The 14,379-nt window shown below is 65.5% G+C and carries 13 protein-coding genes; 6 read left to right on the forward strand and 7 right to left on the reverse strand.

Going from position 1 to position 14,379, the window contains the following annotated elements; genetic code table 11:
- The first annotated feature begins 11 nt into the window (after positions 1 to 11).
- The 5 genes from FDY95_RS08570 (at position 12) to FDY95_RS08590 (ending at position 3,383) form a co-directional block, all read left to right on the forward strand.
- Positions 12 to 722 carry a Crp/Fnr family transcriptional regulator gene (locus FDY95_RS08570; RefSeq protein ID WP_138076736.1) on the forward strand — a complete coding sequence of 237 codons (711 nt, stop codon included), beginning with the start codon at positions 12 to 14 and terminating at the stop codon, positions 720 to 722.
- Between the two features lie 398 nt (positions 723 to 1,120).
- On the forward strand, positions 1,121 to 1,501 hold the full coding sequence (locus tag FDY95_RS08575; RefSeq protein ID WP_138076739.1) for a hypothetical protein: 381 nt from the start codon (positions 1,121 to 1,123) through the stop codon (positions 1,499 to 1,501).
- 229 nt (positions 1,502 to 1,730) lie between these two features.
- Positions 1,731 to 2,165 carry a hypothetical protein gene (locus FDY95_RS08580; protein ID WP_138076742.1) on the forward strand — a complete coding sequence of 145 codons (435 nt, stop codon included), beginning with the start codon at positions 1,731 to 1,733 and terminating at the stop codon, positions 2,163 to 2,165.
- 79 nt (positions 2,166 to 2,244) lie between these two features.
- Positions 2,245 to 2,916, forward strand: coding sequence for a carboxypeptidase-like regulatory domain-containing protein (locus tag FDY95_RS08585; protein ID WP_138076744.1), 672 nt, complete (start codon positions 2,245 to 2,247; stop codon positions 2,914 to 2,916).
- 38 nt (positions 2,917 to 2,954) lie between these two features.
- Positions 2,955 to 3,383, forward strand: coding sequence for a hypothetical protein (locus FDY95_RS08590; RefSeq protein WP_246073965.1), 429 nt, complete (start codon positions 2,955 to 2,957; stop codon positions 3,381 to 3,383).
- Between the two features lie 140 nt (positions 3,384 to 3,523).
- Here FDY95_RS08590 and FDY95_RS08595 read toward each other — a convergent pair whose 3' ends face one another.
- From FDY95_RS08595 to FDY95_RS08615, 5 genes are all read right to left on the reverse strand, one after another.
- On the reverse strand, positions 3,524 to 4,684 hold the full coding sequence (locus tag FDY95_RS08595; RefSeq protein ID WP_138076747.1) for an NAD(P)/FAD-dependent oxidoreductase: 1,161 nt from the start codon (positions 4,682 to 4,684) through the stop codon (positions 3,524 to 3,526).
- Complete coding sequence (locus FDY95_RS08600) at positions 4,681 to 6,453, reverse strand: TauD/TfdA family dioxygenase (RefSeq protein WP_138076750.1); 1,773 nt, start codon at positions 6,451 to 6,453, stop codon at positions 4,681 to 4,683. Before FDY95_RS08600 ends, FDY95_RS08595 begins: the two co-directional genes overlap by 4 nt.
- A 178-nt stretch (positions 6,454 to 6,631) precedes the next feature.
- Positions 6,632 to 8,257, reverse strand: coding sequence for an L-tyrosine/L-tryptophan isonitrile synthase family protein (locus FDY95_RS08605; RefSeq protein ID WP_171025596.1), 1,626 nt, complete (start codon positions 8,255 to 8,257; stop codon positions 6,632 to 6,634).
- Between the two features lie 100 nt (positions 8,258 to 8,357).
- On the reverse strand, positions 8,358 to 8,762 hold the full coding sequence (locus FDY95_RS08610; protein ID WP_138076756.1) for a group III truncated hemoglobin: 405 nt from the start codon (positions 8,760 to 8,762) through the stop codon (positions 8,358 to 8,360).
- A gap of 222 nt (positions 8,763 to 8,984) precedes the next feature.
- A complete protein-coding gene (locus FDY95_RS08615; RefSeq protein WP_138076759.1) occupies positions 8,985 to 11,768 on the reverse strand; it encodes a glycogen debranching protein in 2,784 nt (927 codons plus the stop codon).
- A 145-nt stretch (positions 11,769 to 11,913) separates the two neighbouring features.
- Here FDY95_RS08615 and FDY95_RS08620 point away from each other — a divergent pair, with 145 nt between their 5' ends.
- Positions 11,914 to 12,405, forward strand: coding sequence for a DUF4126 family protein (locus FDY95_RS08620; protein WP_171025597.1), 492 nt, complete (start codon positions 11,914 to 11,916; stop codon positions 12,403 to 12,405).
- Between the two features lie 78 nt (positions 12,406 to 12,483).
- Here FDY95_RS08620 and FDY95_RS08625 read toward each other — a convergent pair whose 3' ends face one another.
- Together FDY95_RS08625 and FDY95_RS08630 are read right to left on the reverse strand one after the other, a co-directional pair.
- Complete coding sequence (locus FDY95_RS08625) at positions 12,484 to 13,260, reverse strand: LytR/AlgR family response regulator transcription factor (protein WP_138076764.1); 777 nt, start codon at positions 13,258 to 13,260, stop codon at positions 12,484 to 12,486.
- A gap of 3 nt (positions 13,261 to 13,263) precedes the next feature.
- Positions 13,264 to 14,289 carry a sensor histidine kinase gene (locus FDY95_RS08630; protein WP_138076767.1) on the reverse strand — a complete coding sequence of 342 codons (1,026 nt, stop codon included), beginning with the start codon at positions 14,287 to 14,289 and terminating at the stop codon, positions 13,264 to 13,266.
- Positions 14,290 to 14,379 lie beyond the last annotated feature (90 nt).

Here is a 14,379-nt window from a genome sequence, read left to right on the forward strand (position 1 = left end):
GCCACCTATTGATGAAACAAGTACCCTCTCTCGCGCCCACCAACTGCCAGGATTGCCCGCGCCGTCAGCAGTCGTTGCTTGGCTGCTGCCAACTGGCCGAACTGAACCTGGTGTCGACCACCAAAACCTTTCAGACCTACCAGAAAGGGCAGGTGATTTTCCGCGAAGGCAGCCGGCTCAATAGCCTCTATTGCATCTTCGAGGGCAAGGTGAAGATGACCAAGACCGGCGGCGACGGCAAAGCCCAGATCATGCGCTTCACCCGCGAGGGCGACACTATGGGCTTTCGGGCCCTGATGAGCGACGCGCCCTACGCCTGCTCGGCCGTGGCCCTGGAAGACTGCGTGGTGTGCATGGTGCCTCGCACCGACGTGCTGAGTTTGATGGAGCAGAACACGCAGTTTACCCGCGCCCTGCTGCGCCACCTCACCGACTCGCTCAACGAGACGGAAACGCGCATGCTGCACATGACTTATAAGCCCGTGCGCGAGCGGCTGGCCGGGGCCCTGCTGCTGCTGCACCGCACCTTCTGCGTCGATTCCGGCAACTGCGCTATTCCCATCTCGCGTGAGGATTTGGCCTCGCTCATCGGCACGGCTACCGAAACGGCCAGCCGGCTGGTGTCGGAGTTCAAGGAAGAAGGCCTGATTGCCACCAAGGGCAGCAAAATCACCATCCTGAACGCCGCCACGCTGACGCAGATTTCGACGCAGTACGATTAAGGGCAGCGTCGGCGGGCGGGGCTCAACTGCCGCGGTCGAATGTGCTTGATACCCAATAGCAACGGGCGCTCCGGAAACGGGGCGCCCGTTGGCGTTTAAGCAACTTGACAGCTACGCAAGTAGGACTATTTTGGATTCATGAAAAGCTAGTTTTTGATGAGAATCAAAAACGAAATTGACGGCGGTCATTTTTTTAGGCGACTGTTTGCAGGAGTTTTGTAAAAGCAAATCGGCTGATTGATAGGTGGTTCACGCCGGGTGTAAAGCTCGCTTGCGGCAAAGGAGCGCAGCCAGCGCCGCAAGCAGCCTACCCGGCCACCAGCCAGTCTTAAAGCTTGATAAAATTGAATTTGCAAAAGTTGACTTCACAAACCCTCACATAAACAGTTCCCTCCCCAATGGCTTACTCCGTAAACAACCCCGCTGGCAAAATCGTCCAGAACGTCATCGACGAGCTGCCCACCCTGATGGCTATTGCCGTGGTGGACGTGACTTCCGGCATGTCGCTGGCCTCGCACACCAACTCGCCCAACATCAACCCCGACACCGCCGCCGCCTACAACACGGAAGTGGTGAAGCAGAAGCAGAAGGCTATGTCGGCCCTGAAGCTGACCGGCGAAATCATCGAGGATATCCTCATCACGCTCTCGAACCAGCTGCACCTGATCAAGCTGAACAACACGGGCAACAAGTTCATCTACCTGGTGGTGAACCAGCGCGACACCAACCTGGCCATTGCCCGCGAAGTGCTGCGCAGCCACTCGGCCGCCCTCAACTAATACCAACGGTGCCTCGGCCGGTGCCTGCGCAGGGCCGGCCGACCACCGCGGTGCGCTCCGAATACCCTTCCTGACCTCTACCAGCTCACATAACTGCCGCACGCAAGCGGCGACGCTCGGGTAGTCTGCGGTGGCTGAAGCATCAGCTGTGGCGGACTACCCGGTGGCGCTTGCCCACCGTGCCGGCGGCCCGAATGACTGCCCCGCCCGGGGCCGAACGCGAGGCTGCATGAACATTCCTTTTCTCCAGAAGCTAACCGGCCCCGCGCTGCACCAGGTGGTGGGTGCCGGCCCCGCCAGCGCCGAGCGCCACGCTGCCGAAGGCGTGCTGCACCGCGTGCTGAGCGGCTTGCCCGAGCTGCTGGCCGCCGCGGTGGTGCGCATCGAGGGCGGGCAGCTGCTGGCCAGCTACACCACGGCCCGCGAGCTGAACCCCGGCAAGGTGGCCGGCTTCAACGCCGAGGTGGTGCGGCAGCAGCGGCTGGCCCTGGCCGCCCTGGGCCAGCCCGACGAGGCGCTGGAGGATATTCTCATTACGCTGCGCACCCAGCTGCACCTGCTGCGCGTGCTGGCCGACGGCCGGCGCGTGCTCTACGTGGCGGTGGACTGCCGCGACACCAACCTGGGCATTGCCCGCGACGTGCTGCGCACCTGCGAAGCCTGAGCTGCCCGGCGGTGGGTGGAGCGGGTGGAGGCAGCAGTCAGATACTGTATTCTACCCTTTCTCCATTCCAATTTCTCACATGAGACTAACCGCTTCTCCTTTTGATCCGCAAACGGGCGACCTGCTGCCCGTGTACCGCGACGCCTACCTGCGCGGTGATTTGAGCCCGGCTTCGGCCCGCGCCGTGGAGGCTTACCTGCGCCGCGACGCCGACCAGGCCCACGACACGCTCACCCGCTGGCACCAGATTCAGCCCGAGGCCGAGGTGGCCGCGCCGGGCTGGGTTGGCCGCCAGATTCGGCACATTCAGGCCGAGCCGGCGCGCTTCCGCCGCCGCGCCGCCGGGCTGGTAACCTGCGCCGCCCTGGTGGGCGGGATGGTGTTTGCCGGCACCAATCTGCCCAACAACAACCTGCCGACCGACAACCTGCCCACGGCCGAAACCGTCGAGCTGGTGGCCCCGGCCACTGCCGACGCTGCCAGCGCCATTCGCATGGTGACGGTGAAAGGCCGCATTCTGGGTCAGGATGGTCAGCCCCTGGTGGGCGCTACCGTGCTGCAGAAGGGCACGCGCTTCGGCGTGAGCACCGATGCCTCGGGCAGCTACGCCATGCGCGTGCCCGCCGGCCAGCAGACGCTGGTGTACGGCTACGGTGGCTACCACGACCAGGAGCTGCAGGTGCAGAACGCGGCCCCGGCCAACGTAACCCTGTCGCCCCGCGCCAAGCAGCGCCGCTGGTTTCTTTTCTAGCCCGCCGCCGCGACGCGCCCGGGCCTAACGCTTACTCCGTGAAACCCAAGTCGTATCGTAAGAAAACCGCTACCAAACATGCCCGCGTGGCCGCCCAGCAGGCGGAAGTCACGGCCGGCGAGGTAGTGCAGCAGGTGCTGGCCGCGTTGCCCGAGCTGCTGGCCGTGGCCGTGGTGGATGCCCGCACGGGCACCAGCCTGGCCGCTCATTCCAACTCCGCCGACATTGCCCCGGCCACCGCCGCGGCCTTCAACGCGGAAGTGGTGCGCCAGAAGCAGAAGGCCCTCACGGCCCTCAACCTCATCGACGAGCACATCGAGGACATCCTGATTTCGCTCTCGAATCAGCTGCACCTGATGCGCCTCGCCGACGGGGGGCGCAAGTTCATTTACCTCGCCGTCAGCGCCCACGATACCAACCTGGCCACGGCCCGGGAGGTGCTGCGGGTGCAGGCCGGCACGCTCTAGTCTCATGGCGCGGCGTCCCAACCCGCCGCGCTCCTTTTTCCTGCTCCGGCGGCCCCGCTGCCGCCCTGCGCCAACGACGCGCTCAGCCCCGGATTTGGGTAGACCGGGCGCTGGGCGCGTCGTTTGGCGTTGAGGCTGGTTTAGTAAGCTTGGCCGTGGGTTTGCTTCAGAATGAAGTCTGTTAGGAAGGGCAGGCGCCGCAGCACCTGGATGCCGGCGGAAGTCAACTGGGGCTGACCGAAAACCTGGTGAATCAGGCGGCCGGCGGTGATGCGCAACCTCAGCAGCTGCCGCCACTGCTGCGTGTACTGCTCTTCCAGCGCGGCGCGCGAGATACGGCCGGCCAGGAAGTCGAGCAGCAGCGGGTGGAGCAGGAAGCCCGCGTTCATGCCCATGCTCATGCCGTTGCCGCAGAGCGGGGCAATGGTGCCGGCCGCGTCGCCGAGCATCAGCACGTGCTGGTCGACGGTGGACCGCTCCCGGAAGGTTATCTGGGAAATAACCACGGGCGTGAAGTCGCCGCGCTGGGCCGCCTCGATGTAAGGGCGCAGCAGCGGGTTTTGCATGAGCACCTGCCGCTCCATCTCGGCCACGCTGTTGCCGTGGGCCCGCAGGTTGCGCAGGTCGCTGATGTAGCTGCAGTTGGTGAGGCCGCCGGGCAGGGGCGAGAGGCCGCAGTACCCGTCGCGGAAGTTGTGCATTTCCACCGTGGCGGCGGGAAAGTAGTCGAGCTGCAGGTGGTACTTCACGGCCACGAACTGCCGGCCCTGCCGGCTTTCGGCCAGGAAGGGCCGCTTGAGCTTGCCGTCGAGGTTGGCGTGCTTGCCCCAGGCGCCGCACACGGTCCGGGCCCGGAAAGTGGAGCCGGTGCTGGTGGTGAGGATAAACTGCTCGTCGGCAAACGTCACGTCGGTGACCTTGGTGCCCTCGTGGATGCTGGCCCCGTGCCGGGCGGCCAGCCGGGCCAGCAGCGGGTCCAGCTCGTAGCGGGTGATGCCCACGCCGCCGATATCGAGCCGGTGGTGCAGAGCCACGCCGCTGGGCGACGAGAGGGTGAAGCGCGTCATCACCGGCAGGTTCATCTCGGCCAGCGGCACCCCGAGGCGGCACAGGAAGTCGTAGTTCTCCATCGAAATGTACTCGCCGCACACCCGGTGGAAGGGGTAGGTTTCCTTCTCGAACAGCACCACCCGGCGGCCCGACTGCGCCAGCTGAATGGCCAGCGTCAGGCCCGCCACGCCCCCGCCGACGATGGCGCAGTCGTAGACTTCGGCCGCTGTTTTATCGGTGAGGCTACTCATAGCGCAGCTTGCTTTTTGCGGTTCCGCAGCATCCGCACGGCAAACAGCACGCCCGCGGCCAGCAGGCTGGTGTAGGCCGTAGCATTCAGCCACTGCGGTACTTTCATGCCGTTTTCCTTGAGCACGGTGGTAGCGGCCGGCTCGTCTTTGGGCGCAATCTGCCGATTGATGGCCGCGTAGCCCCGCGTGACGTGCACCAGCGCGCCGACCAGCGGCAGCAGGCCCAGGTACGCAGCCCGGGGCATTTTTTCGCTGCGGTACAGGTGCACGAAGGAGCCCAGCACCACCGCCCCGGCGCCCACCACGGCCGTCTGGGCCAGGCGCAGGCTGCGGTGCAGGCCCAGGGCTACCACCATCGTCTCGATGCCGGCGGCCTGGTCCTCGGTGTAGTCCTCCGCGTTGTTGAGCAGGATGACGGCCATCTGCAGCAGGCCGTAGGCAGCGGCCAGGGTGAGAACCGGACGGCGCGGGAAGTGCGTAACGAGGCTGCCGGTGTAGGCCATCGGCCCGAAGAACAGCACGGCCCACAGCGCCGGCAGCTGCCACAGCCCCCGCGACTTGAAGTGCAGCGGCTTCCACGAGTACTGGAAGCCCAGCGCCCAGCCGATGACGGTGAGCGGCACGAACTGCCAGCGCCCGGTGCGGCGCGTGAGCCAGAGGCTGATGAGCACCGTGCCCGCCACCGAGGCCCGCATCTGCCAGCGCACCCCGGCCTCGCCCAGCTCGAAAATGGCGTTGGACAGGTGGCTTTTGTAGATGGCGTCGAGGCGGCGGTCGGCGTAGGCGTTGACTAGGTCGCCGAAGTTGAACAGCAGGTAGATGCCGCCCAGACCCACGTACAGCTCCGGCCGGCGCAGGAAGCTTCGGTCCTCGGCGCTGAGCAGGATGGGAATGACGAAAATCGGAATTTCGGCCAGCAGAAACTCGGTGCGGCGCAGGGCTTTGCTGTTCTTGAGGAAGCGCCGCAGCCCGCCGTCCTGGGGCCGGGCCAGTAGATTAATGCGCTGAATGTGCCGCTCGTTGGCCTGCAAAAACGCCTCCCGGCCGTGCAGCAGCGCGTGGTTGTCGGCCAGCACGATGTCGCCGCTCTGCCAGCGGTGGGTGTAGAACACCTCGGGCGCGTACAGGGCCGTCTGCAATTCCTGAATCAGGGCGGCCTGCTCGTCGGCCGAGGCGCCCAGCACCTCCACCGATACCGGGTTCAGGTCGTGCACCGGCTCGGCGAAGCGCATGGTCGGCTCGCCCGTAACGGGGTGGGGCTGCACCAGCCGCTGGGTGATGACGCCGCCGTAGTGCACGATTTTCTCGGTGCGGTAACGCAGGGTGGCTTTTTCCCAACGCCGCCGCTGCGCGGGTTGGGCGCGGGCCAGGGCGCGGGTGGTGTCAGCGAAAGTGGTGCCGCCGTGGTCCTCGGGCCGCGGGGCCAGCAGGCACTGAAAGAAAATCAGGTACGGAATGCGGCCCACAAAGGCGCCGTCCCAGTGCAGGGGCACGGCGGCCGGGGTGTAGAGGTAGTTCTTGGCATCGGCCTTCACCTTCAGCTCGTTGATGGCCCCGAACGGCCACTGCAGCGGCTCCCCGAGCTGCTGGGCGTAGAGGGCAAACTGCGGCTTGTCGAACAGCTCGAACCCGCGGAAAATCAGGATGCGGTGCTCTTGCACCCAGCTTTCGATCTGCGCGGCGGGAATATCGGCAATGGTGCGGCCGGGTTCGGCGGCGTGCACGAGCAGGCCGAAGGGCTGTTGGGGTTCGAGGAGGTAGGTGGACATAGGTAAGGCGGTATAGCGGAAAAAAGCAGGACGTCATTCCGAGCGAAGCCGAGGACCCGAAGGTCGGTGTAGCCAAGCTCGCGTGCTGCTGCCGGAGCGGTAAGCCAACGCGGGTATTACCGGCCAGCAAGATGCGGCGCTCTGGCTGGATATTCCGTGCAGTATTTGGCCACGAGGTTCAAGATTCCGGCCGCGTCACGAAATGGCTCGGCCGGCCGTCCTGCGCCACCAGCGTGGCGCCCAGCGCCTCGGCCTGCTGCCGCTTCATCAGCAGGTAGTCGTTGGGGCGGAGCAGCACCACGCCGTGCCAGGGCGTGAGCCAGTTGTCCACAGCGCGGGTGATGCGCAGGCCGATTTTATCGGCGTGTGGGTGCTGGGGGTGGATGCTCAGGCGCAGCGCGTGCGGAAACTCCTGGGCCAGCAGCCGCGTCCAGGCGTTGCTGCGCCGAATGACCTCGTAAGCCACCGCCTTGCTTTCCTCCTTTACCCGGCTTTTGCTCTTCTCCGGCGCCAAGGCCTGCCCGTCCTCGGCCACGAAGCGGTGAATGCCGTTGAACATGGCCCGCTGGCTGGCCGATTCGCGCACCCGCTGCTGCAATTCGGCCAGCGGCTCGGCGTACTCCGCCGTTATCCACTGCCGGGCCGCGTCAAAGTCGGTGGTTTCGATGAGGTCTTCCAGGTTGACCACGTCCAGGTCGCGGGTGCCGAGACGCTCGATGAGCTGCTTCAGGGCGTGGTTGTAGGCTGACACTTCCTCGTCGCTGACCTGCACCAGGTCGGCAAACACCCGGCCGTCGGCGCAGATGCTCAGGCGCGCGCCGGGCGCGTACACCTGCCGGATGTCGTCGCAGAGACTTTGCAAAGTGGTCAGCGCAATTTCCTCGCCCAGGTCGGGCAGCGGGCCCAGCACCTTCTGCCGGTTCGGCGACTTGGCCGGGAAGGCCGGCAGAATCAGATGAATTGGCTGGCCCTGACTGATGAAGTACTGCAGCCGCGGCAGGTGCAGGCCCAGGCACTGCGCGCAGGGCTCGGCGGCGCAGCCCTCCGAATTCGTGGCCTCGTCGCCCTCCAGCACTTTGCGGTGCCGCATAATCAGCTTTATCACTTGCCGGGCTTGGTCGAAATCAGCCGGAGTCAGCTGCAGGAACTGCTCGACCACCTGGCTGACTTGGCCAAGGAGCAGCGGCGCGAGCAGGCTACCCAGTTGCGGCGCAGCCACGCTCAGGCCGGCGCTGATGAGGTCGAGGGCCTGCTGCGTGGCCGCGCCGTCGGGGCTGCGGTCGAGCAGGGCCAGCAGCAGCACGCCCCAGTGCGCGGCGTAAAGCGAGCGGACCAGGGCCGGCTGCACCTCGGGCGCAGGGGCATCGGCGGCACCCTGCACCACGGCCTCGAACAACGCCAGTCCGCGCAGACGAATGCTTTCGGTGTCGGGGCTGAGCACGCCGGCGGGCGCCTCGGCATCGATGAGGGAGGCGGCCAGGGCGCGCAGGGTAGGGCGGTGCGGGGCCAGCAGGCGGAGCTTCAGTTGCAGCAGCGCCCGGAACCGCTCGGCCAGCGGGGCGGCGGGTAGGTCGGCGGCGCGGGCTTCCAGCTCGTCGTGGATGCGCTGGTAGAGGCCGAGTACGAAGTCGGTTTTCGAGCCGAAAAAACGGTAAGCCTCGGCCAGCGGCTGCCCGGCCGCAGCGGCAATATCGGCCACGGTTACCTGGTGGTAGCCGCGCTCGGCAAAGAGGCGCAGGCCGGTATCAAGCAGGCGCCGCCGGGCGGTGGCGGCAGCCCGGTAGGCGGAATCGGGAGGAGTCAAAATAGCAATGCGGATACGGGGACCGAAATGGTACCCCAATATCCGCATTACCTGGTATCTGGCGGGCGCCGTGGGAAGGAAAATGCCCGGCCGAAGCTGTTTACGAAACCGTCAGCGTGGTATTCCGGCTCGGGAACGAGGCGTCGAGCAGGGCGCCCAGGTTCAGGACTTTGTGGCGGGCTTCTTCGGCTTTGGGGCCGGCGAAATTTTCGCGCACGGCGGCGTCGAACAGGTTTTGCCAGCGGCGGCAGTTGGGGCCTTCCAGCGGCAGGCCCAGGTCGCTGGACGCGGCGGACTGGCGGCCGGTTTTGGGCCCGAAGAGGGCGGTGCTCCAGAAGTTGTAGAGCGTGAAGAGGTGATGCGGCCAGTGTACGCGGGCCACCGCGTTGAAGGCGGGGCTGAGCACTTCATCCTGATTGACCTTCTCGCAGAACGTATCGACGAGCGTTTTCACGTCGGCTTCCCGCGTGATGTCGGTAAGAGCAGAGGCTGGAGCGTTTGTCATAGAGCGAATGAGCTGGGGACCGAGATACGGCCGCGGTGAGGAACAGGTTGGGCTAAGATAGCGCAATCGATTGCACGGCCAAATGATTGTTGTCATTTATCCTTGATTATCAGTGTTAATTGCAAGGAAATAAATCGGGCGCGAAGTCAATAACCGGTAAACAAAAACGGCCCAACTGGAGCAGCCGGGCCATTTTTGGGTGGTAACGGGCGCGTCGCCGCGCTAAGGCAGGCGCGTCAGGCGCAAATGGTCGAGCATGGCCTGATTTATTTCGCCGTTCATGTTTTCGTTGGCCGCATCGAAGCGCAGCGTGAAAGTGCTGCGGCCTTTGGGCAGGCTTACCTGGATGGGGTTGGAATAGCCCCAGTCCGACCATTCGTCCACGCCGCGCTGGGGCAGCACTACCAGGCCCAGGGCGCGGTCATTGCGGTAGAGGGTGCGCAGGGCGCATTTGTTGCTGGTGTTGATGGGGCCGTTGCCGTTGGCGTAGCGAAAATCCAGCGCGAAGGAGCCCGCCGCCGGCAGGTCTACCTGGAAGGTCAGCTCCCGGTTCACGGTGCGGCTGATTTCCACGAAGCCCTTGCCCGTGTAGCCCTTATAGGGCTTGGTCGACTTTTTGGCGGCCGTTTCCAGCTGCACGTAGCGCCGGAAAGGCTCGGCCTCCACCGGCAGCGGCTCGGAGGCAAAGCCCTCAAAGCCCGCAGCATCCACGGCCACCACCTGGTACGCGGCGTAGGCCGTGGGCTTGGGCACCACGAACTCTGGTTCGGTGGTGCGGGCCGCAAATTGTCCGTTCAGCAGCACCTGGTAGGCCTTGGCGCCGGCCACCGGCGCCCAGCTGAGGCGGCCGGCCGCGTAGCGCACCTCCGGCGTCATCGGCGCCACGTGGTGGGGCACTTTGTGCTGCGTGGAGGGCGGCAGCGGCTCACTGGTCAGCTCGATGCGGACGGCGTGCGGGCCGGTGGTAGCGGCGGGCAGGCGGGCGTCGGGTAAGGGTTGGCCGTCCAACGTGATGCTGCGGATTTTATTACCGAAGCCGGTCAGCTCGATATCCAGCGTGGCCTGGCGGTAATGGAAATTGGTGAGGCGGCGGGTGCCCCGTAGCGCCTGGGGCACGAAGGGCTCGAAGGTCAGCCCGGCCACGTCGTAGCGCAGGCCGAACAGACCCTTGTACACCAAGCCCAGCGCACCGGAGAGGCTCCAGAGCATGTTGCTGCTGTTGACCTGGGTGCCGGCGTAGTCGCCGTTGGAGGCCACGAAGTTTTCCTTATTGGTCAGAAACAGCGCCGCCGGCCGGCTCACGGCGGCCACGCTTTCCATAAAGGCCGTTTCGTTGCCGGCTTTGGCGGCGGCCAGTCCCCAGAAGCTCTGCACGAAGGGCCACACAGCGTTGTTGTGGTAGGGCGGGATGCCCGGCGTCTGCGGGTACACGTACGGAATGCCGAAGTCCATGACGGGCATGTTGGCAATGACCTGCTGCGGCTGTTTGACCATGTTGTACAGCACCGCCAGGGCCGTACCTAGGGCTTCGGTGCGCGGCGCCGGCAGCAGTTCATAGAGCACGGAGGTGCGGCCGTATCGGTACGCCGCGAAGGCTCCGCGCTGTTCCTGCCAGAAAAATGCCTGGATACCGCGTCGCCCGTAGACGCCGCGCTGGTACGCCATCCAGTCTATCGACGACCCAGGGGAGCTGTCTGATGCTGGCTCCAGACGCTTCGCCATCTGGGCCAACACAAAATTAGCCTGCGCATGGACTACCGTCGTGCTCAGGGAAGTCGACTGGTAGATGTCCACCGGCTGCATCCACTTCGGGTACGTTTGCTCGCGCCAGTCCAGAAACGACGTTTCGCCGTGCACCAGACCGCTGCGGCGTTGGTCGTAGATGTCGTTCTGCATGTCCTCCTCAATGGACTTCCGCACGATGGGGTACACCCGGCGCAGCCAGGCCTCGTCGCCGGTGCTGAGGTAGACTTCCCAGGCGGCCACGGCCCAGATCATGCGGTCGGTGGAGCAGGGGTAAGCGCCGCCGGTGCCGGTGTCCTGGATGATGCGGCCGTCGGCCGATACCTTGCGTAGCAGGCTGGTTTTGGCCACTTCGGGCTGAATGGCGGCCTGGGCCAGAATGATCGAGTAGCTGATGTCGCGCGTCCAGACGCCCGCCCACTCCTGCCCGGTGCGGAAGGTACCGTCGGGCTCCACGGCGCGCCGGGCTTCTTCCAGGGCCAGGTTGTAGAGCGCGTCGAAGAGCGGATAATCGGAGTGATACTGCGGCAGGTCGCGCACGTCGAGGCTGGCTTTCCAGCTTTGGGCGGTAGTTTTCTGCGCGTCGTGGGCGTTGAGCACCACGGTGGTTTCGTAGATGCCGTTCCCGTCGGGGTCAGTCAATTCCAGCCCGGGCTTGTTGATGAGGTTGTCGAAGTCCCAGCTCAGCGGGGCGGTGTTGCCGGCCACCAGCACGTGTTTCAGGTCCTGCTGGTACAGCTTCTGCCCGTTGTAGAGCTGGTAATAGCCCTGCTGCTTGAACGCGGCCAGCACCGGGCGCAGGTCCAGACGGATCTTGAGCGGTGTGTTGGGCGCCAGGTAGGTTTCGGGCGGCACCGGCGCGGGGCCCACGTACTGCCGGCCGAATACGATGAGCGGCGTTTCCAGCCCCGCGGCCCCGGCGCGCGGCAGGGCTACAAATACGTGGTCCTGGCCGGGCGGCATTTCGTTGTCCTTGCCGTTGAGGCTGAACTTAAAGCTCACCCGCGGGCTCTGGAAGGCGTTGGCCGGGCTCTGGTAGTTCGAGGTCAGCTCGGTGCGCGAGCGGGCGCGGGCCACGTATGGACCCTGCACCACGGAGTCGCGGTACACGGTGTAGGCGGCCGATTGCCACACGGGCCCAGCCGGGGCAGGGGGCGGGGTGGTGGCCGCGGGTTGGGTGGTCGATTTCGGCATCTGGCAGGAACCCGCCACGAGCAGCGGCACCAGCAGCAGGCGCAGCGGGAAAAACGGACGACAAAGCATAAACAAGCGGCGCAAATAACGCTGCGGTGAAGCTACGCAACGCCACCGGCTTCGACTCCGGTACCCGCATTTTTCGCCCCGGCTTCACCCTGCGGCCCCGATGCCCGTAAGCTTCCGCGGCGGTTCATTCAGCCGCCTTTTCACGATGGCTTCTTCCTCGCCCTTTTGGCAAACCCTCGGCCTCGGCGCCGTGGCCGGCATGCGCTCCATGACGGCCCCGGCCCTGCTCAGCAGCGCCCTGCGCCACCATCCCTCAGGCCGCCTCGCCCACTCGGCCCTGAGCTGGCTGCAAACGCCCGCCGCGGCCAACACTCTGAAAGCTTTGGCCGGCGCCGAAATGGCCAGCGACAAACTGCCCAACATGCCCGACCGCACCGCGCCGCCCGTGCTGGCCGGCCGCGCCCTGTCGGGGGCTCTCATCGGGGCGGTGCTCTATAAAACTAACCGGGGCAGCCTGCTCAAGGGCGCCACCGTGGGTGGACTGGGCGCCGTGGCCGGCTCCTTCGCCGCGCTCTACCTGCGCAAACTCACCACCCAGCGCACCCCGCTGAAAGAGCCCTGGGTGGGCCTGCTGGAAGATGTGCTGACCGTGGCCACCGGCAAAGCCGTGCTCGGCAGCCACCAGCCGAGGCAATAGTGAATGAGCGAGTGAGTGAATGAGTGATTCTCGTTCATACAAATCACTCACTCACTCGCTCGCTCATTCACTCATTGATTACCCCTCCAGCCAGCGGCGGAAATCGGGCGTCTGGGCGGTGCTGGTGGTCAGCGTTACGTCGGGTAGGGGGCGCAGCTTCACCAGCAGGCGGTTGTTGAAGTAGGGCTCTACCTTCTCCACGAAGCCGATGTTGACCAGCTCCGAGCGGTTGAGGCGGCCGAATTGAGCCGGGTCGAGCTGGCGCTCCAGCTCGGTGAGCGTGCCGCTGAGCGGGTAGCGCGTGCCCTGCCGGTCGATGGCAAACACCACGCCCTCGTCGGCCTGCAGGTACACCACGTCTTCTACTGGCAGAATGTAGAGGCTATTGCGCTGGCGTACCGAGAAGCGCTGCCGGTAGGCGGGCGCGGCGGGGCGCAGGGCCTGGCTGAGCTGAGCTAGCACCTCGGCGCTCAGCCCGCCGGCCGCTGGGGTCAGGCTGCGGCGCAGCTGGTGGTACTTGTCGAGCGTATGGCCGAACTGCTCGGCAGTGAAGGGCTTGAGCAGATAGGCAATGCCGTTGACCTGAAACGCGGGCAGCAGAAACTGGTCGTAGGCCGTCACGAAGATGATGGGACAGGTCACCTGCACCTGCTGGTAGAGGGCGAATACGTTGCCGTCGAGCAGCTCGATGTCCGAGAAAATCAGGTCGGGCATGGGGTTTTCGGCAAACCAGGCCAGGCCCTTGGCAATGCTGCGCACCACCTGCACCACCTGCGCGGCCGGGTCGTGCACGTTCAGGTACTGCACCAGCTGCCGCGCCGACAGCTCTTCGTCTTCGATGACGAGCACGTTCATAGGCTAAGCGGGAATAGCGGGCACCGCCTGCTGCGCCAGCAGCGGAACCGTCACGGTAAAAAACGCGTCGCGCTGCACCAGCAGCTCCGCGTCGGCCAGCAGGCGGTACCGCTCGCGCAGGTTGTGCAGCCCCGTGCCCGTCGAGTCGGTCGGGGTGCGCTTGGGGGCCACGCGGTTGCGCACGGTCAGGGCGTCGGAATGCACGTCCAGGGTCACCAGCAGGGGCACATCGTCGCCGCCGCGGTTGTGCTTGATGGCGTTTTCGATGAGCACCTGCAGCGTGCCGGGTACCACCAGCCGCTGGTGCAGCTCGGCCTCCGCCACATGCAGCGTGGTCTGGAAGTCGTAGGCCTGCCCAAAGCGGTGGCGCAGCAGGTAGATGTATTCCTCGGCGAAGCGTAGCTCCTCGGCCAGCGGCACCAGGTCCGCGTCGCGGTGCCGGATCAGGTAGCGGTACAGCGAGGAGAAGCAGCTCAGGAAGTGGCTGGCTTCCTCGCGGTCCTGCTGAATGAGGGCGTAGAGGATGTTGAGGTTATTGAACAGAAAGTGCGGGTCGATCTGGGCGCGCAGGGTTTTCAGCTCGCTTTCGGCCTGGGCCTTCTGCACCCGCAGCAGCCGGTGCTGGGCGTCGAAGTAGCTCTTGCCCATCATCAGCACGCCGAGCACGCCGTAGCTCTGGGCGTGGTGCATGATACCCCAGATCAGGCGCCGAAAAGAGAACGGGCCGAAGTCGCGCAGAATTAGCTCGTAGCCGAAAAAGTACAGCAGCCCGCTGCCGACGGCAAAGCCCACAAACGCGAGCAGGCCGTGGAGCAGGTGCCCGCGGGCCAGCTGCCGCAGAATCACGAATACCAGCACGTACACGGCCGCCGTGTCGAGCACGATGTTGTAGAGAATGGCCGGCACGGCCTGCCCCCAGCTGAACTGCACCACGTACCCGTAGCCGATGATGGGCGCCGCCAGCAGCCAGTACAGCGCGATGACGCGGTAATCGGAGGCGCGCAGGCGGTTGGTGAAAAAAGTGGGCACGAGGGGGCGGAGCAAAACGGAGCGGGCGGCTGCGAAGCAGCACCGGGCAAACCACTTCAAAAATACACGCAATCCGCCGGAGCACCGGGC

Origin of the sequence: Hymenobacter jeollabukensis (genome assembly GCF_005771675.1) — a bacterium.
Taxonomy (GTDB): Bacteria; Bacteroidota; Bacteroidia; order Cytophagales; family Hymenobacteraceae; genus Solirubrum; species Solirubrum jeollabukense.